The organism is Arthrobacter sp. NPDC056886 (assembly GCF_042788715.1).
In the GTDB taxonomy this organism is placed as follows: Bacteria; Actinomycetota; Actinomycetes; order Actinomycetales; family Micrococcaceae; genus Arthrobacter.
Map to the genome: position 1 here is coordinate 24,979 of NZ_JBHUBT010000001.1, position 26,356 is coordinate 51,334.

The window sequence follows — 26,356 nt, forward strand, 5'->3', positions numbered from 1 at the left end:
TTCGACACATCTTCGCCGCGACCGCCCGGGGCGGCACGCGGCCAAGGAAAAGTACGTATTGTTAAGGGGGCTCCTGCCCGCCACGTGGTTGCGGCAGGGACCACGCTGCAGCAGGCCGGCCAGGAGAGGTGACATGGAAGATCCCACAACCATTGCGCTGAACCTGACGTTTTTCGGGACCCTCGGCGTGGCGTTCGTCATGTTCCTCGGTCTCTTTATGGTCTTCGCCGCCACCCTCGTGCTCGCAGGGATCGGCCGGCTGGCGGCAGTCATTGTCCTGGCCGCCGCCGGGCTCCTCCGCGAAAACCCCGTTGTACGGGAAAATACAGTGCGTGAAGACCGGGCCCGGGATGATTGGCCCCTGGTCAAGCCAGTCAAGGCCACAAAGCCCGCGCGCCCGGCCGCGACGAAGAAGCCTCGCCCCCCTGCCCGGAATGCAGGCAAAAAGGAGCCGGCGTTGTCGCCCGAGTGGGCGGCCGCCGTCGCCCGGGCAGATGCCCGCGCTGCCGCAAGGGCCAGGGCCGCCAGCCCGGCCGTCCGGGTCACCGTCCGGGACCTGCCCAACCCCATGGCACCGGCACGGGACATCAAGGAAGTCTCAGCCCTCGTGCAGTCGGCCACGGACACCAACGGAACACTTGGCGCTGTCCCGCGGGCGTTCCAAAAGCCGCCAATGCCCGCGGCTAAGTCCCTGCTGGACACCGGCTCCCTGGTGTCACTGCGCGGCAGCCTGCCGGCCGGGAAGGCCAAACAGCCGGCCCAGGAGCGCAAGGCCGGCTAACGCCCTTACCCCGGGCAGGCAAGTCCGCTACGTTGGAACCCATGGAATTCAGATACCTCGGGAACAGCGGCTTCAAGATTTCAGAAATCACGTTTGGTAACTGGCTGACCCATGGCTCCCAAGTTGAGAACGACGTCGCCACCCAGTGCGTCCGGGCCGCGCTCGACGCCGGTATCAGCACCTTCGACACGGCGGACGTCTACGCCAACACCGCGGCGGAGACGGTCCTCGGCGCAGCGTTGAAGGACGAGCGCCGGGAGTCGCTGGAAGTCTTCACCAAGGTCTTCGGCCCCACCGGGCCCAAGGGCCACAACGATCTTGGCCTGTCCCGCAAGCACATCATGGAGTCCATCAATGGCTCCCTCAGGCGGCTGCAGACCGACTACGTGGACCTCTACCAGGCCCACCGCTACGACTACGAGACGCCGCTGGAAGAGACCATGCAGGCCTTCGCGGACATCGTGCGGCAGGGCAAGGCCCTGTATATCGGGGTCAGCGAGTGGACGGCGAACCAGATCCGCGATGGCCATGCCCTCGCCAAGGACCTGGGCTTCCAGCTGATCTCCAACCAGCCGCAGTACTCCATGCTGTGGCGGGTGATCGAGGCCGAGGTGATTCCGACGTCGGAAGAGCTGGGCCTGTCCCAGATCGTCTGGTCCCCGATCGCGCAGGGCGTGCTGAGCGGCAAATACCACCCCGGCAAGCCGGCCCCCGAGGGGAGCCGCGCCACGGATTCCAAGGGCGGTTCGCGGATGATCGAGCGCTGGATGTCCAACGAGGTCCTCACCGGCGTCCAGCAGCTCAAGCCGATAACGGAGGAGGCCGGGCTGACCATGGCGCAACTCAGCATCGCCTGGGTGCTGCAGAACAAGAATGTGGCCTCCGCGATCATGGGCGCGTCCCGGCCGGAGCAGATCGAGAAGAACGTGGCGGCCGCGGGCGTGAAGCTGGACGCGGTGATCATGGACAAGATCGACGCCGTCATCGGCCCGCTGGCCGAACGCGACCCGGCGCAGACCAAATCGCCCGCCTCCCGCGAGGCCTAGGCCCATGTCTATGCCCAACGCTCCCGAGCTCGCCGTCACCGGATCCACGGGCCAGCTGGGCGGCCTGGTGGCCAGGCTGCTGGCGGCGGCCGGAAGCGAGCAACGGCTCCTGGTGCGGGACGCCGCCCGGGCACCTGAGCTCGAAGGTGCCGTCCCCTTCGTGACCGCCTACGCTGATCAGGACCGGACGAAGGCGGCGCTGGTCGGCGCGAAAACGCTGTTCATGATCTCCGCCGCCGAGGCCGAGGACAGGCTGCAGCAGCACCACGCCTTCGTCGACGCGGCGGCCGCAGCGGGCGTCCAGCACATCGTCTACACCTCGTTCTTCGGCGCGGCGCCGGACTCCACGTTCACCCTGGGCCGGGACCACTTCGCGACAGAGGAGCGCATCAAAGCCTCCGGCATGGACTACACGTTCCTGCGGGACAACTTCTACCTGGACTTCCTGCCGCTGCTGGCCGGCGAAGACGGCGTCATCCGCGGCCCCGCCGGGAACGGCGTGATGGCGGCCGTGGCGCGGGCGGACGTTGCCCGCTCGGCCGTCACCGTGCTGCGGGACCCGGCCCTGCACGTGGGACGGACCTATGATCTGACGGGCCCGGAGAACATCTCGCTGGCCCGTGGCGCGGAGCTTCTGACCGCCGGAACCGGCCGGGCCATCACCTTCCACAACGAGACTCTGGAGGAGGCCTACGCGTCCCGCGCCGCCTACGGTGCGCCGCCGTGGCAGGTTGACGCCTGGGTGAGCACGTACACGGCCATCGCGTCCGGCGAACTGGCCGGGCCGACGTCGGCGGTGCATGAGCTGACGGGCCGCGAACCGCTGAGCCTCGAGCAGTTCCTGGCCGAGGCACACACGCTGTAGCCCGACCGCCGGCGTCCTCGCGGGACATGTCGGGCCGGCCTGTCGCGGTGTTGACGGTTTCCGCGCTGCGGCGTAGACCTGATTTCAGGTGACACCGGCCAGCAACGGGCTGGCGAACAGAAGAATCGGTGCGGAGAAGAATCGCAACGCCATGCCAAAGCAAATGTCCAGACACTCCGGCGTCCTGAAAAGTCCGCGGCGGCAGGACCGGAGACTCGCGCCGCATTCCGGGGAGCCGAGCCACGGCCCGCTGACAGCGGACGAGCTCCAGCTCGCCGTGCGGAATCATTCCATGCCGCTCGAGGCCCTGCAGATCGACACCACTCCGCCCGGACTGCACTACGTGCTCACCCACTTCGACATCCCCTTCATCGACATCGAGCACTGGCATCTGCAGATCGGCGGTGCGGTGCAGCGGGCCGTGGAGTTGAGCATGCGGGCCCTGCGCCGGGCACCGAGCATCACCCTTCCGGTCACCCTGGAGTGCGCCGGCAACGGCCGGTCCCTGCTACGGCCGCGCCCGTTGAGCCAGCCGTGGGTCCTAGAGGGAGTCGGCACCGCGATGTGGACCGGCGTTCCGCTGGCCTACCTGCTGACCCAGGCCGGTGTGGAGGACGACGCCGTCGAGGTGCTGTTCACCGGGGCGGACTCCGGCGTCCAGGGCGGCGTCCCCCAGCAGTATGCCCGGAGCCTTCCGATCGGTGAGGCCCTGCGGCCCGACGTCCTGCTCGCCTACCGGATGAACGGCGCAGACCTGCCGCCGCAGCACGGCTATCCGCTCCGGCTGGTGGTGCCCGGCTGGTACGGCATGGCGAGCGTGAAGTGGCTGTCCTCGATCAGGGTCCTGACCAAGCCTTATGTCGGGTTCCAGCAGGCCGTGGCGTACCGCTACCAGCAGGATGCCGACGATCCCGGCACCCCGGTCACGTGGATCAAGGTCCGCTCGCTCATGGTCCCCCCGGGCGTCCCGGACTTCTTCACCCGGAGCCGGATCCTGCCCCGCGGACCGGTGATGCTGACCGGCCGGGCGTGGTCCGGGCAGGGCGCCGTGCAGCGCGTCGACGTCGGAATCGACGGAAAGTGGGCCCCGGCCCATCTGGAGCACCCGGCCGCGCCGTTCGCCTGGTGCGCGTGGTCGCTGCCCTGGGTGGCGGATCCCGGCGAACACGAGCTCTCCTGCCGCGCCACCGATGCCAGCGGCGCGGTGCAGCCGCTGGAACCGGAGTGGAACTACCAGGGCATGGGCAACAACGTGGTGCAGCGGATCAGGGTCAGCGTCGAGTAGTGCGGGTGCTTTAGCGTCCGCGCCGCAGGTGCTCCGCATTCAGTTCGTCCAGTTCCTCGTCCGTAAGGTCATCGAAGCCGCGGGCCTCGTGCTTGTCGCTGCGCGAGAAGCGGATGAACATCAGGATGATCAGGGGCAGGTCGACAATTTCGCAGATGAACCACAGAACGTCCCCCGCCAGTTGCTGGTCGCGCAGGGCATCGGGGAACCAGCCCAGCGCGGACGGTGTGGTTATGACGTGATCGAGGACCTGGCCGTTGAGGCGCAGCAGGATCCCGGGCACGGCATCGACCAGCAGCTCAATGAACACAAACACGAATTCCAGGATGAAGAACGCGCTGGATCGGCGGAAGTCTGCGTCCTCGATGATCGGCAGTGCCATCATCATGCCCAGCAGCGGGACCCCGATGGTCAGGAGCGCCTCGGCCCACGGCGCTGCGCGGAGGGTGTAGAACGCCGGCGTGAGGAAGGTGGAGAAGAGCGCGAGGCCAAGGAGCGGGGCGGCCATTGAGTTGCCGGCCAGCCGCACAGCACGGTGTGCGAGCGCCTTGTTCAGCCGGTCAACGCCCCCTGGCGGGAGCGCGACCCGGGCCAGGGAGATCGGCTTGCCCAGCCCGATCAGCAGGGGCACCACGAAGAGCAGCAGGGAAATCTTGAGCGTGAAGGCCCACCGGAGCTGTGCGCTGTAGACGCCGGGGAAGCCGCACGTCAGCACGGTCAGGAATCCCAGGCCCAGGAAATAGAACGCCAGCGCCCGCCAGACGGGGTGGCGGTGGCCACGAGCCGCCGCGGCCTTCAGGCCCAGCCCATACAGCACCGCCGAGCCGCTCATCAGGGCAGCGGCGGCCCAGTCGATCTGCCAGGCGGTGAGGACTACTTCAAGGGGCGGCACGGGCTCATGCTAGATGCCTTACCTTGGAGGACCCCGACTTCAACTTGGAAGGACCCGGCCATCCGCGCCCACAATCAGCCGGATCCCTGCTCCCGGGCTCACGGGCGTGCCCCGGCCGGCTGCCGCACACCTGCAAGATTCACGCCGGCAAGATTCACACCGGCAAGGTGTGGACCGAACACGGTGAACACCATCGCCACGGACGTGGCTCCGGGGTCGGGCGTCCCCACGCTCTTTTCCGCCAGGGGCCGCGCCCGTCCCTTCAAGGGGCGCAGGGCCGCGGTGGCCTGCGCCGCGGCGGCAGCCTCCCGCGCCGCTTCGGCCCAGCCGGCATCAGCCCCAGCCCCTTCGCTGGCGAGCCGGCCGAAGGTCTCGGCAAACGGGACCAGCGCGTCCACCTACTGGACAGGGTGGCTGCTAGTGGATGTGGCTTCCGCCGTTGATGTCGATGGTGGTTCCGGTGAGGTAGGCGGATTCCTCGGAGGACAGGAACGTGATGACGGCTGCGATTTCCTCGGTGCTGGCGTTGCGGCCCAGCGGGATGCCGGCATTGATGGCCGCCTCCTGTTCCTCGGTGCTGCCTACGCGGATGTTGGTGTCCACGGCGCCGGGGGTGATGGCATTGACGGTCACGCCGGTGCTGCCGATTTCGCGGGCCAGGGCCTTGGTGAAGCCCAGGATGGCGGCCTTGGCTGCGGAGTACGGGACCTTGCCGAAGACGCCGCCGCCGCGCTGGGCGGAGACGGAGGACATGTTCACGATCCGGCCCCAGCCGCTGGCGATCATGTCCGGCAGGAAGGCCTTCGTCACCAGGTAGGTTCCGGTGGCGTTCACGGCCATGACCTTGTTCCAGAGGTCAAGTGTGGTCTCGAGGAACGGCACCGGGGACGTGATGCCGGCGATGTTGGCCAGGGCGCCGACGGCGGGGAGGCTGCCGGAGCGGACCTCGGCGGCCACGGCGTTGTACGCCGCTGTCACGGAGTCCTCGCTGACGACGTCGACCTCGTAGCCAAACGCGGGAACGTTGAACTCGTTGCCGATCTCGGCTGCGACCTTGGCGGACTTCTCGCCGTCGAGGTCCAGGATCACCACGGCCCAGCCCTGGCTGGCGTAGCGGCGGGCGGTGGTGATGCCGATGCCCCGGTCCGAGGTTGCTCCGGTGAGGACGGCGGTGCGCTGGATGGTGCTCATGATGCTCCTTGATTGGGTGTTGGTGTCTGTTGATGGGATCGATTGCTCCACAAGCGCCGTTTTGAGGGTTCAAAACGGCCGCTACGGAGCAACCGATAGTCAGATGAGGTCTGTGATGAAGCTGGCGGCCTTGGCGGCCGCGGCCGGGCGTTCCCCGTGGGTGACGTCCCTGGTCTCCAACTCCAGGGAGAAGTGGCCGGTGTAGCCGCCGGCGGCGAGGGCGGCCAGGCCGGCGGCGAAATCGGCGTGGCCGTTGCCGATGCTGAGGTTGATGTTCCCCGGTACGGCATCGCGGAGGTGGACGTGGGCGATCCGGCCCTGGTGGCGTGTGAGGTAGTCCAGCGGGTCCTCGCCGGCGGCCACGATATGGCTGAAGTCCATGACGATCCCGACGCCTGAGCCGGCCAGCCGCCGGGCCAGTAGTTCCGCGCGCTCCAGGTTCCAGGAGAACCGGAGGAAGTGCAGTGATTCGGTCCAGAGTTCGACGCCGAACCCGTCGGCCCGCTGCTTGGCGGCGATGAGTTGCCCGGCAACGGTGTCCAGGTCCTCGTCGAGGCTGCGGACGGGATCGTGGCCGAGGGCGCCGCAGGGCAGGACCAAGGCCTTGGCGCCGGTTCCGGCCGCCAGGGTGAGGAGGGCGTCAAGGTGCCGGTTCCGCGCTGCCTGTGCGTCGGCGTCGAGCACGGCGTTCAGGTCCCCGATGTCGCCGTTGACCGACCGGACCCGCAGCCCGGAGGCTACGACCTCGGCCGTCACGGCGGCGACGGCCCCGGCGTCGAGCTCGTAGGGAACGTGGTCGCACACCCCGGGGAGGGCTCCGAGATCTATTTCCTCGAAGCCGAGGCCCGCGATGGTGCGCAGGGCCTCGGGCAGGTCCTGATGGCGGAAGCTGATGGACGAGCAGCCGAGTCGGGGGTTGAACATCGTCGTTGATCCTCTGGTCGCGCCCTGGGGCGATGGTGATATGGACCACACTACAAATTCGACTGTCAACAGTCAACCTTTGAAGTTGACTGTTGACATTGCTTATGGCGTGGGTCACACTGGCGTATCATCTGTTAACAGTCGACAGTGTCGGTGCGGAAGCGTCGGCAGCTCTCTTCGAAAGGGATTGACATGAGCAACGAAGCTCTCACCATGCGGGGCCCGGTGCACGGCACAAAGGACGCCCGGCGCGTCGCCATCGGCTCCGGCGTCGGCGCCGTGATCGAAACCTATGACTTCATCGGTTTCGGTACGGCCGCGGCCCTGTACTTCGGCACGGCGTTCTTCCCCACCGGCGATCCGGTGACGGGAACTCTCGCCGCCTTCGCCACGCTTGGCGTGGGATTTGCGGCCCGCCCGATCGGCGGCATCATCGGCGGGCACCTCGGTGACAAGCTCGGCCGCAAGCCCGTCCTCGTGGCCTCGCTGATCCTGATGGGCGTCGCCACCTTCCTGATCGGCCTGCTCCCCACCTACAGCCAGGTCGGCCTGCTCGCACCCGCTTTGCTGGTATTCGTCCGCATTGTCCAAGGCCTGGCTTTCGGCGCGGAATGGGGCGGTGCGATCCTGATGAGCTACGAGCACGCACCCTGGAAGTCAAAGGGGAAATACACCGGCATCGTCCAGGCCGGCTTCCCGGTCGGGCTGCTGCTGGCCAACCTCGTGTTCCTGGTCAGCGTGAACCTCGGCGGCGAACTGGCCTGGCGCATTCCCTTCCTTGCCAGCATCGTGCTGGTAATCGTCGGCCTCATCATCCGTTCCAAGGTTCCCGAGTCCCCCGTCTTTGACGAGGTCAAGGACAGCGGCGCAATCGTGAAGTCACCCATCGTCGAGGTCATCAAGACCGGCTGGCGCAATATCGTGAAGGGCATCGGCCTCCGCATCGCCGAGACCGCCGGCTATGCCGTCTCCATCACCTACATGATTTCCTACCTGAACAGCCAGCACCTGGCCGACAAGTCCCAGACACTTGTGGCCCTGTGCATCGCCTCCGCCATCGGCATCTTCGCAACCCAGGCCTGGGCCCGGCTGACGGACAGGATCGGCCGCCGGCCGCTCTACATCTGGTCCACAGCTTTCGCCGTCCTGTTCGCCGTCCCGATGTTCCTGCTGGTCAACACCGGCCTGTTCGTCTTCATCATCGCCACCCTCGTGATCTCCTACGCCGTCTGCCAGAACTCCCTGGCCGGCGCCCAGGGCGCCTGGTTCCCGGAGCTCTTCCAGGCCAAGACCCGCGCCTCCGGCGCCTCGCTGGCCTACCAGATCTCCGCCATGGTCTCCGGCTTCACCCCGTTCATCACCACCCTGCTGTTCGTCAGCTTCGGTTGGATGGGCCCGGCACTGCTGTTCGGCACCTACGCCGCAATCGGGCTGTGGGCCGCCGTCGCCACCCGTGAAACCTGGGGCAAGCGCGAGCGCATGCTCGCGGACGAGGCCACCAAAAACACCCCGCAGGCGGTGAACGCCTGATGGCCGCCACAGAAGAAGCTCAACTGACTGACACCCAGGAAACTATGACTACCGCCCCCAGCGAACGCATTGACAGTGTTTCAGCCGCGGCGTACCGGATCCGGCACCACGCACTGACCATGGGCGAGGTCCAGGGCCAGGGCTACGTCGGCCAGGCCCTCGGCGCGGCCGACATGCTCGCCGTGGTCTACGCGGACCAGCTCCGGTTCCGCGCCGAGGATCCGCACTGGGAAGCCCGGGACCGGTTCCTGCTCTCCACCGGCCATTACGCGATCGGCCACTACGCCGCCCTCGCCGAAGCCGGAATCATCCCGGTCCAGGAACTGGACACCTACGGCTCGGACAATTCCCGGCTGCCGATGTCCGGGATGTCCACCTACACCCCCGGCATGGAGATCTCCGGCGGCTCCCTCGGCCACGGCCTGTCCATCGCGGTCGGCGCCGCCCTGGGCCTGCGCTACCAGGGCTCGGCCGCCCGGGTCTATAACTTCCTTTCCGACGGCGAACTCGACGAAGGCTCCACGTGGGAGGCCGCGATGGGCGCCCACCACCACCAGCTCGGCAACCTGACCGCCATGGTGGACATCAACGCCCTGCAGGCCGACGGCAAGACGGACACCGTGCTGCGCACCGAGCCCGTTACCGAGAAATGGGAAGCCTTCGGCTGGTACACCCAGCGCGTGGACGGGAACGACGTCGGCGCGCTGCTGGCCGCGTTCGACAACGCAGCCGCCCAGGCCGCCGCCGTCGGACGTCCTTCCGTCATCCTGTGCGACACCAAGGTGGGCCGCGGTGTTCCGCTGCTTGAACAGCGCGAAAAGGCGCACTTCATGCGCATCGAGGAACACGAATGGCAGATCTGCCGCGAGGAACTGACCGCAGGTTACGAAGGAAAGGCTGCACGATGAGCACCGCCACAAATTTGAAGGGCACTGCCCCGAAGCTGAAGACCTCGGCCATGATCGCCTCCTTCGCGGATCCGGGCCAGAAGACCATGTCCGCGCCGTTCGGGCACGCCCTGGTCAAGGCCGCACAGGAGAACGACAAGATCGTGGGACTGACCGCGGACCTGGGCAAGTACACGGACATGCACATCTTCGCCCAGACCTTCCCGGAACGCTTCTTCCAGATGGGCATGGCCGAGCAGCTGCTCTTCGGCGCGGCCGCAGGCCTGGCCGAGACGGGCCTGGTCCCCTTCGCGTCGACGTACTCGGTGTTCGCCGCCCGGCGCGCCTACGATTTCCTGTGCCTGGACGCCGCCGAGCCGAACCTCAACGTCAATATCGTCGGCGGGCTCCCCGGGCTGACCACCGGTTACGGCCCAAGTCACCAGGCAACCGAGGACATGGCGATCTTCCGCGGCATGCCCAACCTGACCATCGTTGACCCCTGCGACTCGCTGGACATCGAGCAGGCGGTTCCGCAGCTGGCAGCCAGCGAAGGGCCCACCTACCTGCGCCTGCTGCGCGGCAACGTCCCCACCGTGCTGGACGAGTACGACTACAAGTTCGAACTCGGCAAGGCCAAAGTCCTGCGCGGGGGCCGCGACGTCGTCTTCATCTCCAGCGGGCTGATGACCATGCGGGCGCTTCAGGCGGCCGAGGCGCTGGCGGCGCACCACGTGGATGTCGCCGTCGTCCATGCCCCCACCATCAAGCCGTTCGACGCCGCAACTGTCCTCGCCGAGCTGAACACCGACCGCCTCGCGGTGACGCTGGAGAACCACAGCGTGGTGGGCGGGTTGTTCGAGACTGTCGCCTCCGCCGTGGTCACCGCGGGCCTGGGCAAACGAGTGGTGCCGGTGGCGCTGCCAGACGAGTTCCTCGACGCCGGCGCACTGCCCACCCTGCACGAACGCTACGGACTCTCGGTGCAGAGGATCGTCGCCAAGGTGCTCGCCGAGCTTGCCTGAAGACGCGCGGGGCCGGCAGCTGCCGGTCCCGCGTCCGTGCCGTACCATCAACTGTTAACAGACCAACTGTAAACAGTTGACCACTGACAGTGAGGACAACCCAATGGCCGGAGCAACAGCCCAGCTTCTCGGACTGGAAAAGAAGAGCCTCCGCGAGCAGGCGCTATCCGCGCTGCGGACGGCCATCACGAGCGGTGAACTGGAGCCCGGACGGCACCTGGTGGAGACCGAACTGTCCGACATGCTTCAGATCAGCCGGGGAACACTGCGCGAGGCCCTGCGCCAGCTGGAACAGGAAGGACTGCTGTCGGCAGGACCGCGCGGCCGGCTGTCCGTGCGGCACCTGGACAGCAAGGAAATCCGGGACATTTTCTCCGTCCGGGCAGCGCTGGAATCGCTCGCGGTCCGGACGCTGTGTGAGCTGCCGGACCGGGCGTCGGTGATTGCGTCCCTGCGCTCGGCCGTCGATGCCATGGCCGCTGCCGCCGAGGCGAGCCTGGAGGAACGGATTGAATCCGATCTCGAGTTCCACCGGACGCTGTGCCGGCTCACCGGAAACGAGACCCTGCTGCACTCCTGGGAGTCGCTTGAGGGCTCCATTCGGATGTCCATCATGTTTGCCGGGATCGAACGGGCCGTCAAAAACATGAGCGTGGACCGGCACCACGACATTGTCGCCGCGATCGAGACCGGCAACGCGACACTGGCCCGCACAACGGTCCTCGAACACATGGATGTTGCCGCAGCAAACCTGGTGGCCTAGCCGGCGTCAGTAGTCCACGATCGCGCCAGCGGAGATATTGACGGTCGCGTCGGTGATGGCCGCCGCCTTGTCCGAGACGATGAAGGAGGCCACGTTTCCGACGTCCGCCAGCGTGGCCGTGCGGTTCAAGTGCGCGGCCCTGGCAATCTCCACCACGATCTCCTCGCGGCCCTCGGCCTGCCAAGGGATGGTTTCGATAATGCCGCCGGTAACCATGGTGACCACCCTGATGCCGTGTTTTCCCAGCTCGAGGGCCCACTGCCGGCGCAGCCCTTCCATCGCGTCCAGTGCCACCTTGAACCCGCCCAGGCCCGGGATAGTCTGCGGACCGGAGCCGCCGAACATGAGCACGACGCCGGAGCGCTGCTTGACCATGAAAGAGGCGGCCGCGCGGGTGGTAAGGAAGTGCGTACGCGCGGCCAGGGCGATCGGCCGGGTGAAATCATCCACGTCGATCTCCATGAGTGGCTCCTGCACGTCGCCAAACGAGATCACGTTGAAGGAGATATCGATCCTCTTGCTCTTCTTCGCCACCCGGCTTACGAAGGCATCCACCTGCTCTTCGTCCAAGGCGTCGACGACGGCGGTCTCGGCGGTGCCGCCTGCCTCGCGAATTTCATGGGCTACTTTTTGCAACCGCGATTCGGTCCGCCCTGCGATGTGGACCGTGGCGCCGTCGGCCGCGAAAGCCCTCGCCACCGCCCCGCCAACCGCTCCTCCGCCGCCGTAGATCAGGGCGGTCTTGCCGTGAAGCAAGCCGTTTTCCGGAAGCCCGATATTCAGCATGGTTGCCTGCCTAGTGCCGCGGAGTTCGTGAATTCCCTCAACTATGTTCTTGCGGAGGGCCGGTGGCAAGAGGACCGGCGGCCCCGCGGACCGGCGCTGCGCGCGGCGTGGCGGGAACGGTTGCCACGCCGGGACCCGGCCAGGCGTCCCCCCAATGCACACTCCTGACCGAACCACGACGTACCGGGCGGGCTGTTGCCGCCCCAGCACACGAGAAATTGGACACGTCCAATTTCTCGCCCTGAGCCTACCCGGAAAATATTGGACATGTCCAATCTGCTAGACTCGCAGGCGGCCTGACGTTTTGTGACGAGCCCGCGCCTGATGAATATTGTCCGATGAAAGAAGCCCCTGTGAGCGACCACCAGCCGACCCCCGCGCCGGGTCCAGCCCTGGCCCGCAAGCTGAACATCCTGCTGGACACCGCCGAAGCCGAGGGCCGAAAAGTCACGTTCACCGATGTCCGGGACGCCATGTCCGCCGCCGGGACGCCGCTCTCCCGGGCCCGGTGGCATTACATGCGAGCGGGCACGGGGCCCGCCGTCAAGAAGGTCGAACTCCTGCAGAATCTGGCCAAGTTTTTCGGCGTAAGCGAGAATTACCTGATCGACGGGGACGAAGAGCTTCCGCCTCGGGTGGAGGCGCAGCTGGAATTGCTGGCCTCGATGCGGGTCAACAAGGTGCGCAACTTCGCGGCCCGCCAGCTGGACGGGCTCTCCCCGGAAACCCTGCTCCAGATCCGCGACCTGATCGACGAGCAGCTCTCCCGCGGGGATTCCGACCAGACCTCGCGCAGAAATTCTGACCAACCCTGACACCCAGCGCCCCTAACCACTCGCTGACCTGCACTGATATGATTCTGGCGAGGTTTGGCCGTCAGGAAGTGGCGTGTCCACGCTGACGCTCTATTAACAGCCAAGGACTCGTTACATGGACTACGACGCCGCCCGGTCGCGGGCACGGGAAGCGGAAGCAAGCCTTTCTCTCAGCGAGCCGGTCTCCCTGGCATCAATCCAGGCGCACGTTGAACGGCAGCGGAACCGCAAGATCGTCATCAAGCCCATCGAGGGGGCAACGGACAAGGTCTGCGGGCTGTGGTTCGGACTGGACCACATGGATTTGATCCTGCACGCCCGGGCCGCATCCGAAGTCCACCGGCAACAAATTGTCCTCCATGAGTTCGCCCATATGATCCTGCAGCACGAGCAGGACATCGTGTCGGCCGAATACGCCGGCACATTCTTCCCGGACCTGGATCCCGAACGCGTCGTCAGGGCTCTTAAGCGGACCGATTTCCGCAATGAGTACGAGATCGCTGCAGAGCTCCTGGCCGACCGTCTGGCCGCACGCATCCGCCGCTCCCAGGACCGCTCGGGCGGACAGCCGGGGAACTTCGGATCGGTTTTCGGGTGATCCAGCTCCTGGCAGCCGCGGTACTTTTCGTTCTCGCCGCGGCCCGGATTCCGGCCATGCTGCGGAACCGCCGCGATACCGTGTTCCTTTCGGCCGTGTTCGCCGGCACCGGCTCGGTGCTGATGTCGCCTGTCGTGTACGCCGCGGTCGATGCCCACATCGGCGGAATCAATCTCGCCAAGCTTGCCTTGCATTTCTCGATGATCTTCAGCCTCTGGTACCTCCGGCGTTCAGTCCTTGAGGCGATCGTGCCGGCGGACACGCGCCGGGCACTGGTGCGCTCCCTGCCGCTGACCCTCACACTGGCGCTGGAATTGACGTTGTTCGTCCTGACGGGCCCCACCACGACGACCGACAGCTGGGGGCTTTACCATGAGCGTCTGCCGGCCGCCTTGTTTTCCGCCGTGCTGATCGCCTTCATAGGGTGGGTGTGCGGCGGGGTCGCCGTCGCGTGCTTCCGCTATACCCCGAGGATGCGCCGGTCCTTCAAGGTCGGGTTCACCATGGTCGGCGCCGCTAGTGTTCTTGCCCTGTTCGTGACGATCAAGTTCACGATCGGGCTGCTCTCAGTCCCGATCCCGGCGCTTCTGGCCGTCCCCGTGCCCTCCGACACCATCATCCGGGTCGTGGAGATGCTCACCCTCATCCTGGGCGGGGCGGGCTTGACGGTGCCCGCCGTGGCCGGCCATACCCGCCTCAAGCGGCAGGCCCGCTGGGCGGCCGACACCCTCGCCGGCGTCGAACCCATCAGGGACCGGGTCCTGCAACATACAGGCGCCGACCGCCTCCTCGAAAGCGACCCCGCCGCGCCAACCGGGGAACGGCTGCACCGGATGATCGTTGAAGTCTGGGATGCCGAGCTTGCGTCCGGCGGGACCTTGACGGCGCAAGAGCGCACTTTCCTCCTGGCCGCCGAAGAGCAGCTCGATCTGAACCGACTTCCTTGACAGCTCCGATCCGGTCATAAGGCCCGGCGCCAGCGTCAACGCGGCCCGGCACTAGCTTTTGGGCGGCCCTCCGGGGCCTTCATCGCGGGGGGCCTTCATCGCGGGAGCCTTCACCGACTGCGCCGACCGAGCCGACCGAGCCGTCGGGGGGTTTGGGAGCAGGCGGCCCACCGGCGGGTCCGGCCGCCGGCGCTCCTGCCGCGCCTCCTGCCCCCGGTCCGACGGCGGGTCCGGCCGCCGGCGCTCCTGCCGCGCCTCCTGCCCCCGGTCCGACGGCGGGTCCACCGGCGGGTGCGGCGTAGGCCGGCACCGGCAGCTCGCCCGGATCGATGGGACCCATATCGAGGTGGAACGGCGGATACTCGTCCCGCATGAGGGCAACGTAGGCGATCACTCGGTAGATCCAGCGGTTCAGGCCGAGCAGGAGGTCGAAGATCCCCCGCCAGTACTGACCCGTGAACAACAGGATCACGCCGGCAATGAGAACCAGCAGCCCCAGCAGGGAGATGCCCACACTTTGCGGCTCCCACTCACCGCCCTGGAACACCCACGTCGTCGCGGTCCCCGTCAGCACGCCGATGATCAGCAGATGCGGAATGGCCAGCAGCCACGATTTCACCAGCACCAGGCCACGGGATAGCCGCTCGGGATAGTCGACGTCGAAGTCCGCCGGGTAATCGGTGCGAGCCAGTGTAAAGGGCGGATAGACGTCCGTACCGATCGCACTGAAGGCGTAGAAGGCCACGCGCCAGTTCCAGCGGATCACGCCGACATTGAAATTGAACAGCGAGCGGGGGTAGCGCGCCGTGAACAGTATCGCGAACCATGCCACGATCGTGACCACGCCGAAGGCGAACCAGAGGAAGAACAGGATGATGAGGTGTGGGATGGCCAGGAACCACTTCACCAGCCACATCCACCGCGAGAGATTCGGGTCCAGGTAGCCGTGGAGGCGTGCGGGGTAAACGTACGGTGTAGTCGCTCCCGGCATTACCGGATAGGGAGTCACCGGATACTGAGTTCCCGGCGCGGCAGCGTAAGCCGCTACAGTACCCGGCATGGCAGAGGTGTTCTGCTGGCCGGGAGCGGTCCCGGGCGGGTAGGCACCGGCCTGATATTGCTGGCCGGGCTGGGCTGGCAGGTAGCCAGGAGGGACGCCGCTGCCCGTTCCGCCTTGGCCGGGCCCGCTGCGGCCGAGTCCCGCGGCGCCCAGCACGATCAGCGGCACCCCGATCAGCAGCATCACCAGACCGCCGATCAGCAGTCCGATGAATACCGGCAAGAGCAGGTCCGTGCGCGCCCCAGCCTGCAGATTGACGCTCACCGGGGAACTCGCATCGGCGTTCATGACCACCACGGCCCAAGCCCCGGAGCGAAGGTTCCAGGTCAATTCCTGCTCCCCCGACCCCGTGGCAGACGCGGCCCAGAAGTTCTGCGGTGCCGGATTGGCCGGGATTTTGGCACCATTGACGTCGCGATACAGCGCGCGGAAGGGGCGGAATCTGACGTCGACGATTTCGGTGCGCTGGACACCGGCCAGATACGACGCAACATCGGCCCGCGGGGCAATTCCGATGAAGATTTCCTTGCCAGGATCGGTGGTGGAACCGCGGAGCAGCACGCTGCCCGCAAAGTCCATGGGGACACCGTCGTTCACGCCGCCTCCGGTGGTGAGATCCAGCCGGGGGGTCGTCAGCGCGTAGGAATTTCCTGAGAACTGCTCCGACGGCGTGATGAAGTACCTGCCGTCCCGCTGCTGATAATTGACCCAGCCCGCGACGCCGGCGCCCGCCAGCAGTCCCAGACCGAGCAGCGCGCAGAGCGAGCCAATCACCAGCATGACAATCCGGCCTGCTTTCATGGCCGCCGTCCTTTCAGATGGTCCCTTTGCCACGCCCGGCTGGGCGGGACTTCCGGAAACTGGCGGCCCGGGCCGCTACCGCCCGCGCCAGGTCAGGAACGGTTTGGCTTCGGCGATGATGTCTGCACCGCCGGCACGGAGGACGCGGGCAATCTTTGTGACGGCGCCGCCGTGGCTGAAGGTGCGCAGGCGTGTGTTGCAGGCGACCGCCTTGGCTGCTGGTGGCCGGTGCCGCCCGATGCCAGTGCTGTAGACAAAGAACGCTTTCACGCCGTGATCACCACTTTGAGGGCCTTCGTCTCCGCGGCGTGGGCGAAAGTGTCGTACGCCTCCATGAACTCGTCAAAGATGAAGTGGTGGGTGGCGAAACTGTCTGCAGGGATTTTTTGTTGAGCGACCAGCTTAAGCAGCATGGGGGTGCTGTTGGTGTTCACCAGGCCCATGCTGATGCTGATGTTCCGAATCCAGAGGTCTTCGACATGCAGTTCCACTGCCTTGCCGTGGACTCCGACGTTGGCCACGTTGCCGCCGGGCCGCACGATCTCGGTACACATCGTGAACGTCGCCGGGATGCCCACGGCCTCGATCGCGACGTCCACACCCTGCCCGTCGGTCAGGACCATCACCTGTTCCCTCCAGTCGGGGGCGCTGGAGAGGATCACATCAGTGGCGCCGAATTCACGGGATTTTTCGAGCCGGTTCGCGTCGAGATCGACGGCGATGATCGTCGCGGCGCCGTAAAGTCCGGCGGTGCAGATCGCGGCGAGTCCGACCGGGCCGGCGCCGATCACGGCAACCGTGTCGCCGGGCTTGACCCGGCCGTACTGCACACCGATCTCAAAGCCAGTGGGAAGGATGTCGGAGAGCATGACCGCCTGTTGGTCGCTGACTCCCTCAGGCAGGAGGTGCAGCGAGTTCTCGGCGTAGGGGACGCGGACGAATTCGGCCTGGGTGCCGTCGATCAGGTGCCCGAAAACCCAGCCGATGCCGGACGTGCCTTCCTCGCCCAGGCAGTGCGAATACAGGCCTGCCCTGCAGTTGGCGCAGTGCCCGCACGACTTGATGCAGGAAATGATCACGCGGTCGCCGACCTTGAGGCTGGTGACGGACGCCCCGATCTCCGTGATGGTGCCGACCCCCTCGTGGCCCAGGATGCGGCCCTTGGCCACAGTGGGGACATCGCCTTTGAGGATGTGCAGATCGGTGCCGCAGATGGTGGTGGTGTCCACCTTGACGATCACATCGCTGGGGCTCTGAATTGTGGGATCGGGGACGTCGGTCCACGATTTCTCACCGGGCCCACCGTAGACGAGGGCTTTCATACGTGTTCCTTGGTCTTGAGAATGACCAGCGGGTCTACAAGGCGGAGACGGCACGGCGTCTCCGTACCGTCGATCCCCGAAGACATCAGCGAGGCGCGGGCGCGCTCACGGAGTTCCTCGATCGCGGCGGCCGACACCCGGGCATGGGCGAGGTCGAGCACAAGCTCAAAGCTGGGAAGCTTGCTAGTGACGCGGCGGCAAACCACATACAGTGCCCGCACGTTGGCTGCGGTCACCACGCCATGCACCTCGATCCGCGCTGATTCAGCGTCGGCGTTCAGGCGCATGAGAACTTTCAGTTTGGGGTCCCCGGAATGGTGGTGCATATGGTGGTGCATCGTCATGTGGCCGTGGCCTCCTGCCATTTCCTGCTGAAGCCGGAAAGTGCAAACGCCATTTCCTTCCCCAATTCGCGGTGAGACCGTGCTGCATTACATGAAGCGGTTCCTCCCTCAACTACGACCCCCAACTGGCCGTGCAGGAACCTCCCCACATTTAGCTTGGTGGCGATGCATGGCAGGGGTAAGGGGCGAAAGTCCCGTGTGGAAGGGTTTTGGGTGTGTGTTTCAGATTCACGGGCTGTGCACGCCTAGCCTGTTTCTATGTCTACTCCGCTCGATCCGTGCCTCGCGCCGGACCTCGTACTGGCCTCGGCGCGGCAACCCGGGGACGAAATATGCTTCGACGTTCATCTTTCCGGCGGCGCCGTTTCTGCGATCATCCCGTCGCACCACGACTCGCCTGCGGTCCCGGCCGCAACGCGGGTGGTGGACCTGGACGGCCGCTACGTCATTCCGGGGCTGTGGGATGAGCATGTCCACATGACGCAGTGGGCGCTGGCCTCCAACCGGCTTGACCTCTCCGCCGCCGGCTCGGCGCGCGAGGCGGCTGCCGCCGTCGGGTCCTATCTCGCCGAGACCGCTGCCGCCGAGTCCCAAGTCCCCGGAGGCGGCACTGGGGTCAGCGGCGGCCCTGCGGCTCCGGGAGCTGTCCAGACGCTGGTGGGCGTCGGTTTCCGCGACGCCGTCTGGCCGGATCTGCCCAGCTTGGCCCTCCTCGATGGCGAGACACACGGCCGGCCGGCGGCGCTGATCAGCCACGACCTCCACTGTGTCTGGCTCAACTCAGCAGCGGCCAAACGGTACGGGGTGCGTTTGGACGCCGACGGGCTGCTCCGGGAAGATGCGGCGTTCGCCCTGACCGGCGAGCTCGCCCAGCTTCCGGATGCGGTGGTGGATTCCTGGGTGCAGCATGCGGGGCGGGCTGCTGCGGCGCGGGGTGTGGTGGGGATCGTGGACTTCGAGATGACCTGGAACCGCGACGTCTGGCTGCGGCGGATCGCCGGCGGTTTCGCTGCCCTGCGGGTTGAGGCGGGAGTCTACCCACAGGACCTCGACCGGGCCGTGGCCGAGGGGCTGCGGACAGGTTTGGCTGTGGCTGGCGGCGGCGGGCTCCTGACCGTGGGCCCATTGAAGGTGCTGATCGACGGCTCGCTCAATACCCGCACCGCGTACTGCGTTGACCCGTATCCGAACGGCGGTCACGGCCTGCTGACGGTGGGCGAGGCGGAGTTGCTTGCCCTGTTGGTCCGGGCGCGGCAGGCGGGCTTTGTGCCGGCGGTCCACGCCATTGGCGACGCCGCCAACCGCGTCGCGCTGGATGCCTTTGAGGCGGCGGGCATTGCCGGGCGGGTGGAACATGCCCAGTTTGTCCGGAGCGAGGATTTCCCCCGCTTCGGCCGGTTGGGTGTGACCGCGAGCGTCCAGCCTGCGCATGCCCTCGACGACCGGGACGCCGCCGAGGCGAACTGGCCAGGACGCACGGACCGGTCCTTCCCGCTCCGTTCGTTGGTAGCCGCCGGCGCGACGCTGGCCCTTGGCTCGGACGCCCCGGTGGCCCCGTTGGACCCGTGGACCGCCATGTCTGCCGCCACGGCGCGGGCCCGGCAGGATGGCCGGGGCCCATGGCATGCCGAGCAGGCTCTCACGCGGCAGGAGGCCCTCACCGCCTCAACCCGCGGTCGCGGCCGGCTCCGGGTGGGAGACCCCGCCGATATTGCCGTGCTCGACGGCGACCCGCTGACGGTTCCCGACGCGGAATTTGCCGCGATGCCGGTGGCCGCCACGTTGGTGGCGGGAGGGTTCACCCACGGCGGCCAGTAGCTGCCTGCTTGGTGACTCTGACTTATTTGCCTTTGGCCTGTTTACCTTTGACTATTTGCCTTTGACCCTGGCCTGGACGAGGTTGGCGAACGGCAGCCGGCCGTAGTCGTCCCGGAACCGGGCATGGTATCCGGCCTCCGATTCGTTGACTGCCTCCGCGGGCAGCTCCTTCCAGGCAACCAGGAGGGAGCCGGGATCGGCGAGCTGCCAGATGAGCCTGCCATCCCAGTGTCCTGGCGGCTTGCCCTTGCCGAAATCGATGAACTCCTGGATTTGCCGGCGAAGGCCACGGTTGCCCTTACTGCCGACGCCCGCTTTCCCGAGATACACGACGTCGGCGCCGTCCACCCACTCGGCGGTCAGCGCCGGCTCCGGGACCGAAGGGTCCTTCTTCTTGAAGACCCCTGCCGTGCTTCTGGGCAGAAACCGCGGCTCATAGCCTGCAGGCTGCAGTACGGCGAAGATCCCGGTCCGCTGCGGGATCCGGTTGATGTCCAGCGCCGCGAGAGTCCTGAACCCCGTAAACCCGTCTTCCTTGAGTGACTTTCTGTTGATCGGCATGGGTTCCTTGGCTCGGGGGTGTTCGCCCTAGAAGCTTACGGCGTACGAAAGTAGCCTCAGCCGCGGGTGAAAGTGCCTAGTCCGGTTTGATCGTAGAAATCGAGCCTGACGCTCGACGCCGTTCCGCCGGCGCCGGAGGCGGCGCCGTCCGCGCCGGGGGCGAAGATTGCCCCCGCAAGGCCGTTGGCGTTCTCGCCGATGGATTCGAAGCTGAAGGTGTCGCCGTCGAAGTGTTTGAGCGGGAACTTGGTGGTCCTGCCGGCCGGGCCCAGCTCAAGGGTCAGCACGCCGCTCTCCACGGCGACGTTGAGCTGGCCGTAGTAGGAGTTCGCATACTTTCCAACGTAGAAATCGTTGCCGCGCGCCGGTTGGACCCGCTGCGGCGCCTGGGAGTAGTCGACCTTTGGCTTCTCCGCCTCATCGATCTTCTGGAAGACGCCCGCGGTGAAGCCGAACCAGTCCACTGTCGGGGCGCCGTTCTGGGCCGTGTCCAGGAATGACGCGCAGATGGCTTCGGGGATGCCCTGCGGCCGGCCGTTGGTCAGGGCCACAATGCCCAACTGCTCGCCGGGGAGCAGCGAGACGGCGGTCGCGGCACCAAGCTCGAAGGCTCCCGAGTGCCCGAGCGAGAGCCGGGCGTGGTCGTCGTAGGAGACATTCCAGCCCAGGCCGTAGAAGCGGGTGCGGGCCGCCGGTGTCGCGGGAGGGCCCGATACCGCGTGCGGGACATGCGTGACACTTAGTGCGTCCGGGGCGATAACCTCTTTGCCCTCAAAGCTGCCGTTGGCAAGCTGCAGGCGGATCCAGCGGGCCAGGTCATGCACAGTGGAGCTGGCCCCGCCGGCGGGTGCCTCGGCGTCGGCGTCCCGGCTGTATTTGGCCACCCAAGTCCTGTAACCGGCGGGCACGTGGATCAGTGCCCTGTTCGACGCCTTTTGGTAGTCCGCGTGGCGATAGCTCGTGGATGTCATGCCAAGGGGCTTGAACAAGACTTGCTCGGCGAGGTCTGCCCAGGGCAATCTCATGGCATCGGCAGCAGCCAGCGCACCTGCCGTGTAGCCGAAGTTGCTGTAGTTGTAGCTCGCCCGGAAGGAGTCCAGTGGCTGCTGGTTGAGGTGGCTGAGGATGTAGGTCTGGTCGAATCCGAGATCCTCCAGCAGGTCGCCCGCCCCCCGTATGTAGGCCGCCTTGATGTGACAACAGGTCCGCGACCGTGGCGTTTCGCGTCACGTAGGGGTCCTTCAGGGCGAAGCCCGGGCTGTGGTTGATCACGGGGTCCGTCCAGGAGATGGCCTTGCGGCTCACGGCCACGGCCGCAATGGTGGAGGCCAGGGGTTTGGACACTGAGGCCACTTGAAAGACGGTGTCCGCGTCCACCGTTTCGGGCTTGCCCGACTCCCGCACGCCGAAGCCCTTGGCGTACACAATCTCGTCCCGGTAAACCACGGCCACTGCGACTCCAGGAACGCCGGTGCTCTCCATCGCGCCCTGGATTATTCCGTCCAGCTTGGCCAGGGCGCCGTTGACCTTTTGTTGGTCCAAAAGCGGTTTAACCTGCGGTTCCGGCGCCGGAAGCAACGACGCCGACGGCGTGCCGGAGGCCCCAGTGCCGCTGCCTCCGGTGCCCGCGGGGGCATTTTGGGCCGTGCAGGCGGCCAGCAACGGCATCCCGGCTATGCCCGCGGCGCCGACGCCGACCGCCTTCAGCAGGGAGCGGCGGTCCGACGGCAGCGACCCGATCCTCATCGCGATAGATTCCCTATGGTTCATGGACAACCCTCCGCCCGATACCGCCTGGGGCGCCGAGCTGACGCCCTCTTTTATGATGGACCCGCGCCGGTGTTTTGAGACAGGGCGCCCGGGTCGGCGGGCGCTGGGAGCCTGGGGGCAAGCATTAGCTGGCGGGCTGGAGCGGTCGATCTCTCAGGACGACTGGCGGGCGCGGGCGCTTGGAGGCGCTGGGCACGGGGGATGGATCGGCGGGCCTAGCCACGGGCCAGCCGGGCTCCCGGCACCGGCGCCAGCTCCGGCACCAGGCCAAAAAGCGAAAGCGCGGCAGGCTCAATGTGGGTGCTGCAGCTTAAGGACCAGTCAGCTGGCTGCCGTGCTTGCCTGGATCAGGTTTGCGAACGGCAGCAATGGGCCACTACTCGAAGGACTCGATTCGCGGCTCGCGGCTCGCCCTGGACCCCGGCACGCTTCATGGGGTCCAGCAGGTCCGGGTTGGCGCAGAATGACCGGGTCTGGCCGACGGAGTCTAGTCTTTACGCCACTCGTCGCAGTCGGCAACCTTGTGAAAAACCTCGGAAGCGCCACGGCAATGCTCCTTGCGGGACGGGGAGCTGCCCGCGACCGAGGCTCCCCCGGTCGGTTAGAAAACGACCGATGCCAACCACTGGCCGCGCTGACAAACCTGACCCGGCGACGGCGACAAAGAAAGCCGCCCTCCAACCGAAAGGCGGCCTGACGTTCGGGCCTGCAGGTACCTTCGCGATCTCGCTAAGAGCAGGCTCGGACACTTCAATGTCCCGAACAACCCGACGTCATCAGATGGCTACCTGCAGGCGCTTTAAGCCTACGCCCGCCTCACCGCCATCACCAGAGGCCGCAAGCCACTGGGCCCGAAACGAAGACCATCATGAGGACCCGCGACCAGGGAGACCGGCCATAAAGGCCCCGGCCGAAACACCCCCTGCCGCGAAAGCGTAGAGTGGAGGAAGCCGCCTGATTCTGGACGCCAAGTGCTGAGGGAGAAATCGTGACGATTGACTGGGACGAAAAGAAGACCCTGCTGCAGGAGCCAAACATCGCCGCCGTGACGCAGCTGTGCGACGAACTCATGGAAAAGAAGCCTGGATCGGTGGTTCCGTACATCGACCCCATCCATGATGAGGACGAATGCCGGATCGTCAGCCTGCATATCAGCCCCGGCAAGGGCACGGAATCGGGTTTTGTTTCGCACTTCAACGACGATGAGGCCGCCCGCCGCGCCACCTCCATCTACGAGGCCGCCGAGCTGGATCCCCGCTATGTGATGCCGTGGAACGCCTATCCGTGGATCCGCGATCCTGACGCTTCCTCGGCGCTCAACGTCCAGGAAAAGACCGACGGCCTGCGGCCGTTCCGCCAGTTCCTCAAGATCAACAAGCGCGTCTCGGCCGTTATTGCCCACGGCGCGGACGCCCACTCGTTCCTGACCCTCTTCGAGAAGACCTACCATTCTTCATTGAAGAACCATGGCGTCAAGATCTACAAGGCCACCGCGCTCGGCGGCCGCGCCTTCGCAGTCTCTCCGGCCAAGCAGGAAGAGCTCCTCGCCAAGAACGTAGAAGTCTACAAAGACGCCATGCAGCGGGCCGGCATCCAGCACCTCTAAGGCTTTACGCAGCAGCCGGCGCCGGCAGCATCAGCCGAGCCCGGCAACATCACCCGCAGGCGGCGCCAGGAACAGCCGACGCCGGCGGGCATCACCCCGCCAGCAGCCTGCGCCGGTGCTTGAGTTCCTTGACCCAATTGCGGGTGACAATCGCCGAAAACGGCGAGGCGCCGTCGTCGGTCATGTGGCGGAAGGCCGTGCCCGCCTGAAGGTCCGCCAGCAGCGGCTCCGAAGCCCTCAGGGCCAGCTCCAGCACCTGGACGGCGGCGCGCTCCGTCAGCCCCATCCCCGCGGCCCAGCCCAGGAAGTGCCTCCGGGAAACCCCCGTCCGCTTGCCGTCCAGGGTCAGGGCCAGCGTCTTGTCCCCGTAGACAACAGTGGAGGGGATGTCGTACACCGGCGCAATGGACCACTCCCCGGCGGGCTGCTGCACCATGGACACGTTCTTCGCGTGCAGATCACCGTTGCCCGTCAGCCACGCAAAAGCCGCCTGGAGGGCCAAATTCCGCAACGCAGGTAGTGGCGCCGCGCAATACGCCGCCAGTGCATGGCACACCTGCCCGTATCCCACGTTGTACTTGTCCGCGGGGTAAAGCCCCAGCACCTGCGCCCCGTCCTCGACGGCGAGCCGCTGCACCGCCCCCGGCGATTCTGCCGCCGCTTTGGACCCCGAGGCCCTAGAGACACGCTCCCCGGAGACAGGCACCCGGTCGAAGCGCTCAACGAGCAACCCCGGCCGGCCGGCGACGTCGCGGATCAGCTGGACCCGGCTCAACGGGATCCGCAGCCGGGCCGCGTACCGGAACATCACGAATTCGTTTTCGACGACGTGCGGGAACTCGGGGGCGTTGAGTTTAAGGATGTACCGCCTGTTAGCGCTGGCCACAGGCATGGAGATCATACCTGCGGACAGCTTGTCCTGCACGCCAGCTAGTGCCACGGGGTCGATCAGCCCGGAGTCTCCCAGCAGGGCCTCGAAATCCACGGGTGTGCCGGGGTCAAGCTCGACGGCGTGCTCGTCCGGGTCCAGCTTCTCGCCATGGCCAACGATTTGCACGTCACCCACGGGGTTGGCGCCGGCCGCGATGAGCAGGGACAGCTCATCGTCCACGCTCGTCTTGATGGAGCGGCGCAGTGCATTCAGCCGTCGGCCCTCCGGCAGGAGCCCGGTGAAATACGGCGGGGCTGCCCCCGCCGCGGACAGCACTGGCTCCGGAGTCAACGGCAGGGAACTCGCGACGGCGGGGCCTCCGGACGCCAGGTAAGCCGGCAAGTAGCTGAATCTGGTGCCGCCGTCGTGGCGTTCCAGCCGGGCCGCCAACACGCCGGCCTTGTAGATATCCGCGATGCGGTGCCTCATGGCCGGACTTCCGGGCCGTCCCGCAGTTCGCTGTTGGCCCGCGGTTCGCTGTGGGCCAGCGGTTCATTGCTGGTCCGGGCTTCACTGCCTGCCCGCGGGCCGGCGAGGGCTCGGGCAGCGGCTCTGGTCCGGGTCTGGACCCGGAGTTCCAGCCCCAGCGTGTCCAGGAGTGCCAGCAGGGAATCCAACTGGACCGTACGTTTGCCCTGTTCGACGAACCGGACGAAGCGCTCTGAGACCCCGGCCAGTTCGGCTAGTTCGCGTTGGCTCAGCCGGAGCGAACCGCGCCGGGCCCGGGCCTCGGCGGCGAGTTCGTCCGGAAGTGAGTTCCCCATGGCCGCCTCCCGTTGATCAAGATACGTCCGATTCACCTGAGCGCATAGGTACGAACGTGCCGTTTTGCGTGTAATTCCAGTATAGAACCCGCACACGGGGCTGCACAGCGTCATATCGGCACGTTCGTACCGGTGGGGTGCGGCGGAGCCCGTGGGGCGGGTTCGGGAGCCTGCGGCGGGGCCCGTGGGGCGGGTGCGGCGGAGCCAATGGGGCCGGCCTGCCGGAGCCGGCGGACGCAGCTGACTCGGGATCCCTGTCGCCCACCGTCACATAACGGGCGGTCCTGCCGGGCGGCGCGTGGCGGTTCAAAATGGCCCGTAGGATTTAAGGGACCCTAGAAAATCAGCCCAGCCAGGAATTCGGAGAGGACTGCTCACGATGACGCGCGCTTCGTTCCGGCTTTTCCGCACCGGGTTGATCGGAGCCCTCATCGTGGCGCTGGCAGCCGGCGGCCACCTGGCCGGCGGCGGGCGGCTGCCTGAGCCGGCGATCGTGACGGCGCTGTGTGCCGTGGCGATGGTCCCGGTGGCGGTCCTGACGCGCTTCCGCCTGAACTTTCCTGCCCTGGCCGGCCTCCTCGGCGCGGGGCAGTTGTGGCTGCACTGGTCGTTCGGCGCACTGTCCGCCGCCGCGCCCCTGAGCGTTTCCGCGCGGATGGCCAACAATCATCCGGGCCATGCGGCGGCTGTGATTCCTCCGGAGCTGCTCCACCCGTCCATGGCCTCGTCCGCGGCTGACATGGGCGGGGGCATGTTCGCTGCCCACGCGGTGGCGACCCTGGGCACGGCCCTGCTGCTGGCCGGCGGCGAGCGGGCGCTGTCCGCGCTGGGCGCCTGGCTCCGCCCGCTGGTGCAGCTGCCGGAACCTGTCGTCGTGGCGCCGCTGCGCGTCCCGGGCCCCTGCACGCTCACCCCGGCCCTGCCCAGGGCCCGGGTGGGCCGGCTCCTGCCGACCCGGCGCGGCCCGCCCCTACTGACTCCCGCTGCCTGACACCATCCCTCTTTCACGCACGGACGGGGACGGCAGGCGGCCACCCGCCACGG

General features: G+C 66.8%; 27 protein-coding genes and 1 pseudogene. 14 read left to right on the forward strand and 14 right to left on the reverse strand.

The features are described 5' to 3' along the window. The first annotated feature begins 133 nt into the window (after positions 1-133). From ACFRJ8_RS00125 to ACFRJ8_RS00140, 4 genes are all read left to right on the forward strand, one after another. Positions 134-781 carry a hypothetical protein gene (locus ACFRJ8_RS00125; RefSeq protein WP_377984142.1) on the forward strand — a complete coding sequence of 216 codons (648 nt, stop codon included), beginning with the start codon at positions 134-136 and terminating at the stop codon, positions 779-781. A gap of 41 nt (positions 782-822) precedes the next feature. Then, positions 823-1,827, forward strand: a complete 1,005-nt coding sequence (locus ACFRJ8_RS00130) for an aldo/keto reductase family protein (protein ID WP_377984143.1) — start codon at positions 823-825, stop codon at positions 1,825-1,827. A 10-nt stretch (positions 1,828-1,837) separates the two neighbouring features. Then, positions 1,838-2,692, forward strand: coding sequence for an SDR family oxidoreductase (locus ACFRJ8_RS00135; RefSeq protein ID WP_377984665.1), 855 nt, complete (start codon positions 1,838-1,840; stop codon positions 2,690-2,692). 151 nt (positions 2,693-2,843) lie between these two features. Then, positions 2,844-3,977: a sulfite oxidase gene (locus ACFRJ8_RS00140; RefSeq protein WP_377984144.1), complete on the forward strand. Its 1,134-nt coding sequence runs from the start codon at positions 2,844-2,846 to the stop codon at positions 3,975-3,977. Positions 3,978-3,987: 10 nt separating this feature from the next. Here the strand turns inward: ACFRJ8_RS00140 and ACFRJ8_RS00145 are convergent, their stop codons facing one another. The 4 genes from ACFRJ8_RS00145 to ACFRJ8_RS00160 form a co-directional block, all read right to left on the reverse strand. Continuing rightward, positions 3,988-4,869: a cytochrome c oxidase assembly protein gene (locus tag ACFRJ8_RS00145; RefSeq protein WP_377984145.1), complete on the reverse strand. Its 882-nt coding sequence runs from the start codon at positions 4,867-4,869 to the stop codon at positions 3,988-3,990. 98 nt (positions 4,870-4,967) lie between these two features. Further along, positions 4,968-5,267 (reverse strand): DAK2 domain-containing protein, encoded by a 300-nt coding sequence (locus ACFRJ8_RS00150; RefSeq protein WP_377984146.1) that lies wholly within the window; start codon positions 5,265-5,267, stop codon positions 4,968-4,970. Positions 5,268-5,286: 19 nt separating this feature from the next. Continuing rightward, entirely contained in the window at positions 5,287-6,060 is a 774-nt protein-coding gene (locus tag ACFRJ8_RS00155; RefSeq protein ID WP_377984147.1) for an SDR family NAD(P)-dependent oxidoreductase, read from the reverse strand. Between the two features lie 99 nt (positions 6,061-6,159). Continuing rightward, a complete protein-coding gene (locus ACFRJ8_RS00160) occupies positions 6,160-6,984 on the reverse strand; it encodes a sugar phosphate isomerase/epimerase family protein (protein ID WP_377984148.1) in 825 nt (274 codons plus the stop codon). Positions 6,985-7,176: 192 nt separating this feature from the next. Here ACFRJ8_RS00160 and ACFRJ8_RS00165 point away from each other — a divergent pair, with 192 nt between their 5' ends. The 4 genes from ACFRJ8_RS00165 to ACFRJ8_RS00180 all read left to right on the forward strand — a co-directional run bounded on the left by ACFRJ8_RS00165 (position 7,177) and on the right by ACFRJ8_RS00180 (position 11,189). Beyond that, on the forward strand, positions 7,177-8,514 hold the full coding sequence (locus ACFRJ8_RS00165; protein WP_377984149.1) for an MFS transporter: 1,338 nt from the start codon (positions 7,177-7,179) through the stop codon (positions 8,512-8,514). Between the two features lie 44 nt (positions 8,515-8,558). After that, entirely contained in the window at positions 8,559-9,422 is an 864-nt protein-coding gene (locus tag ACFRJ8_RS00170; RefSeq protein WP_377984150.1) for a transketolase, read from the forward strand. Further along, complete coding sequence (locus ACFRJ8_RS00175) at positions 9,419-10,426, forward strand: transketolase family protein (RefSeq protein ID WP_377984151.1); 1,008 nt, start codon at positions 9,419-9,421, stop codon at positions 10,424-10,426. Before ACFRJ8_RS00170 ends, ACFRJ8_RS00175 begins: the two co-directional genes overlap by 4 nt. 103 nt (positions 10,427-10,529) lie before the next feature. Then, positions 10,530-11,189: a GntR family transcriptional regulator gene (locus tag ACFRJ8_RS00180; protein ID WP_377984152.1), complete on the forward strand. Its 660-nt coding sequence runs from the start codon at positions 10,530-10,532 to the stop codon at positions 11,187-11,189. 6 nt (positions 11,190-11,195) lie between these two features. Here the strand turns inward: ACFRJ8_RS00180 and ACFRJ8_RS00185 are convergent, their stop codons facing one another. Then, positions 11,196-11,975 (reverse strand): SDR family NAD(P)-dependent oxidoreductase, encoded by a 780-nt coding sequence (locus tag ACFRJ8_RS00185; RefSeq protein ID WP_377984153.1) that lies wholly within the window; start codon positions 11,973-11,975, stop codon positions 11,196-11,198. 338 nt (positions 11,976-12,313) lie between these two features. Between ACFRJ8_RS00185 and ACFRJ8_RS00190 the strand changes: the two genes are divergently transcribed. The 3 genes from ACFRJ8_RS00190 to ACFRJ8_RS00200 all read left to right on the forward strand — a co-directional run bounded on the left by ACFRJ8_RS00190 (position 12,314) and on the right by ACFRJ8_RS00200 (position 14,335). Continuing rightward, entirely contained in the window at positions 12,314-12,790 is a 477-nt protein-coding gene (locus ACFRJ8_RS00190; protein WP_377984154.1) for a hypothetical protein, read from the forward strand. Between the two features lie 115 nt (positions 12,791-12,905). Beyond that, entirely contained in the window at positions 12,906-13,388 is a 483-nt protein-coding gene (locus ACFRJ8_RS00195) for a hypothetical protein (protein ID WP_377984155.1), read from the forward strand. After that, entirely contained in the window at positions 13,385-14,335 is a 951-nt protein-coding gene (locus ACFRJ8_RS00200; protein ID WP_377984156.1) for a hypothetical protein, read from the forward strand. Before ACFRJ8_RS00195 ends, ACFRJ8_RS00200 begins: the two co-directional genes overlap by 4 nt. 79 nt (positions 14,336-14,414) lie before the next feature. On the opposite strand, the gene ACFRJ8_RS00205 is transcribed toward ACFRJ8_RS00200, so the two are convergent. The 4 genes from ACFRJ8_RS00205 to ACFRJ8_RS00220 all read right to left on the reverse strand — a co-directional run bounded on the left by ACFRJ8_RS00205 (position 14,415) and on the right by ACFRJ8_RS00220 (position 17,862). Further along, positions 14,415-16,196: a DUF4389 domain-containing protein gene (locus ACFRJ8_RS00205; RefSeq protein WP_377984157.1), complete on the reverse strand. Its 1,782-nt coding sequence runs from the start codon at positions 16,194-16,196 to the stop codon at positions 14,415-14,417. A 75-nt stretch (positions 16,197-16,271) separates the two neighbouring features. Beyond that, entirely contained in the window at positions 16,272-16,466 is a 195-nt protein-coding gene (locus tag ACFRJ8_RS00210; protein WP_377984158.1) for a hypothetical protein, read from the reverse strand. Continuing rightward, the gene (locus ACFRJ8_RS00215; protein WP_377984159.1) at positions 16,463-17,518 is read right to left on the reverse strand and encodes a zinc-dependent alcohol dehydrogenase family protein; all 1,056 of its coding nucleotides are present in this window, start codon (positions 17,516-17,518) and stop codon (positions 16,463-16,465) included. Before ACFRJ8_RS00215 ends, ACFRJ8_RS00210 begins: the two co-directional genes overlap by 4 nt. Continuing rightward, positions 17,515-17,862: a hypothetical protein gene (locus ACFRJ8_RS00220; RefSeq protein ID WP_377984160.1), complete on the reverse strand. Its 348-nt coding sequence runs from the start codon at positions 17,860-17,862 to the stop codon at positions 17,515-17,517. The genes ACFRJ8_RS00215 and ACFRJ8_RS00220 overlap by 4 nt, the downstream gene beginning before the upstream one ends. 258 nt (positions 17,863-18,120) lie before the next feature. Here ACFRJ8_RS00220 and ACFRJ8_RS00225 point away from each other — a divergent pair, with 258 nt between their 5' ends. Then, positions 18,121-19,680 carry an amidohydrolase family protein gene (locus tag ACFRJ8_RS00225; protein WP_377984161.1) on the forward strand — a complete coding sequence of 520 codons (1,560 nt, stop codon included), beginning with the start codon at positions 18,121-18,123 and terminating at the stop codon, positions 19,678-19,680. A 51-nt stretch (positions 19,681-19,731) separates the two neighbouring features. On the opposite strand, the gene ACFRJ8_RS00230 is transcribed toward ACFRJ8_RS00225, so the two are convergent. The 3 genes and pseudogenes from ACFRJ8_RS00230 to ACFRJ8_RS00240 form a co-directional block, all read right to left on the reverse strand. Further along, a complete protein-coding gene (locus ACFRJ8_RS00230; protein ID WP_377984162.1) occupies positions 19,732-20,241 on the reverse strand; it encodes a hypothetical protein in 510 nt (169 codons plus the stop codon). A 56-nt stretch (positions 20,242-20,297) separates the two neighbouring features. Continuing rightward, positions 20,298-21,434: a serine hydrolase gene (locus ACFRJ8_RS00235; RefSeq protein ID WP_377984666.1), complete on the reverse strand. Its 1,137-nt coding sequence runs from the start codon at positions 21,432-21,434 to the stop codon at positions 20,298-20,300. Positions 21,435-21,471: 37 nt separating this feature from the next. Further along, a pseudogene (locus tag ACFRJ8_RS00240) lies at positions 21,472-22,011 on the reverse strand (serine hydrolase); the annotation flags it as partial. Positions 22,012-22,999: 988 nt separating this feature from the next. Between ACFRJ8_RS00240 and ACFRJ8_RS00245 the strand changes: the two are divergent. Beyond that, positions 23,000-23,617, forward strand: coding sequence for a uracil-DNA glycosylase (locus ACFRJ8_RS00245; protein WP_091564911.1), 618 nt, complete (start codon positions 23,000-23,002; stop codon positions 23,615-23,617). A 91-nt stretch (positions 23,618-23,708) separates the two neighbouring features. Here ACFRJ8_RS00245 and ACFRJ8_RS00250 read toward each other — a convergent pair whose 3' ends face one another. Together ACFRJ8_RS00250 and ACFRJ8_RS00255 are read right to left on the reverse strand one after the other, a co-directional pair. Continuing rightward, positions 23,709-24,977 (reverse strand): type II toxin-antitoxin system HipA family toxin, encoded by a 1,269-nt coding sequence (locus tag ACFRJ8_RS00250; RefSeq protein WP_377984163.1) that lies wholly within the window; start codon positions 24,975-24,977, stop codon positions 23,709-23,711. Beyond that, positions 24,974-25,312: a type II toxin-antitoxin system Y4mF family antitoxin gene (locus ACFRJ8_RS00255; RefSeq protein ID WP_377984164.1), complete on the reverse strand. Its 339-nt coding sequence runs from the start codon at positions 25,310-25,312 to the stop codon at positions 24,974-24,976. The genes ACFRJ8_RS00250 and ACFRJ8_RS00255 overlap by 4 nt, the downstream gene beginning before the upstream one ends. A gap of 379 nt (positions 25,313-25,691) precedes the next feature. Here ACFRJ8_RS00255 and ACFRJ8_RS00260 point away from each other — a divergent pair, with 379 nt between their 5' ends. Continuing rightward, positions 25,692-26,303, forward strand: a complete 612-nt coding sequence (locus ACFRJ8_RS00260) for a hypothetical protein (RefSeq protein WP_377984165.1) — start codon at positions 25,692-25,694, stop codon at positions 26,301-26,303. Positions 26,304-26,356 lie beyond the last annotated feature (53 nt).

Coding starts and splice junctions, on each gene's coding strand:
- ACFRJ8_RS00125 (WP_377984142.1), top strand. CDS start 134: ATGGAAGATCCCACAACCATTGCGCTGAACCTGACGTTTTTCGGGACC.
- ACFRJ8_RS00130 (WP_377984143.1), top strand. CDS start 823: ATGGAATTCAGATACCTCGGGAACAGCGGCTTCAAGATTTCAGAAATC.
- ACFRJ8_RS00135 (WP_377984665.1), top strand. CDS start 1,838: ATGCCCAACGCTCCCGAGCTCGCCGTCACCGGATCCACGGGCCAGCTG.
- ACFRJ8_RS00140 (WP_377984144.1), top strand. CDS start 2,844: ATGCCAAAGCAAATGTCCAGACACTCCGGCGTCCTGAAAAGTCCGCGG.
- ACFRJ8_RS00155 (WP_377984147.1), bottom strand. CDS start 6,060: ATGAGCACCATCCAGCGCACCGCCGTCCTCACCGGAGCAACCTCGGAC.
- ACFRJ8_RS00160 (WP_377984148.1), bottom strand. CDS start 6,984: ATGTTCAACCCCCGACTCGGCTGCTCGTCCATCAGCTTCCGCCATCAG.
- ACFRJ8_RS00165 (WP_377984149.1), top strand. CDS start 7,177: ATGAGCAACGAAGCTCTCACCATGCGGGGCCCGGTGCACGGCACAAAG.
- ACFRJ8_RS00170 (WP_377984150.1), top strand. CDS start 8,559: ATGACTACCGCCCCCAGCGAACGCATTGACAGTGTTTCAGCCGCGGCG.
- ACFRJ8_RS00175 (WP_377984151.1), top strand. CDS start 9,419: ATGAGCACCGCCACAAATTTGAAGGGCACTGCCCCGAAGCTGAAGACC.
- ACFRJ8_RS00180 (WP_377984152.1), top strand. CDS start 10,530: ATGGCCGGAGCAACAGCCCAGCTTCTCGGACTGGAAAAGAAGAGCCTC.
- ACFRJ8_RS00185 (WP_377984153.1), bottom strand. CDS start 11,975: ATGCTGAATATCGGGCTTCCGGAAAACGGCTTGCTTCACGGCAAGACC.
- ACFRJ8_RS00190 (WP_377984154.1), top strand. CDS start 12,314: ATGAAAGAAGCCCCTGTGAGCGACCACCAGCCGACCCCCGCGCCGGGT.
- ACFRJ8_RS00195 (WP_377984155.1), top strand. CDS start 12,906: ATGGACTACGACGCCGCCCGGTCGCGGGCACGGGAAGCGGAAGCAAGC.
- ACFRJ8_RS00205 (WP_377984157.1), bottom strand. CDS start 16,196: ATGAAAGCAGGCCGGATTGTCATGCTGGTGATTGGCTCGCTCTGCGCG.
- ACFRJ8_RS00215 (WP_377984159.1), bottom strand. CDS start 17,518: ATGAAAGCCCTCGTCTACGGTGGGCCCGGTGAGAAATCGTGGACCGAC.
- ACFRJ8_RS00220 (WP_377984160.1), bottom strand. CDS start 17,862: ATGACGATGCACCACCATATGCACCACCATTCCGGGGACCCCAAACTG.
- ACFRJ8_RS00225 (WP_377984161.1), top strand. CDS start 18,121: ATGTCTACTCCGCTCGATCCGTGCCTCGCGCCGGACCTCGTACTGGCC.
- ACFRJ8_RS00230 (WP_377984162.1), bottom strand. CDS start 20,241: ATGCCGATCAACAGAAAGTCACTCAAGGAAGACGGGTTTACGGGGTTC.
- ACFRJ8_RS00250 (WP_377984163.1), bottom strand. CDS start 24,977: ATGAGGCACCGCATCGCGGATATCTACAAGGCCGGCGTGTTGGCGGCC.
- ACFRJ8_RS00255 (WP_377984164.1), bottom strand. CDS start 25,312: ATGGGGAACTCACTTCCGGACGAACTCGCCGCCGAGGCCCGGGCCCGG.
- ACFRJ8_RS00260 (WP_377984165.1), top strand. CDS start 25,692: ATGACGCGCGCTTCGTTCCGGCTTTTCCGCACCGGGTTGATCGGAGCC.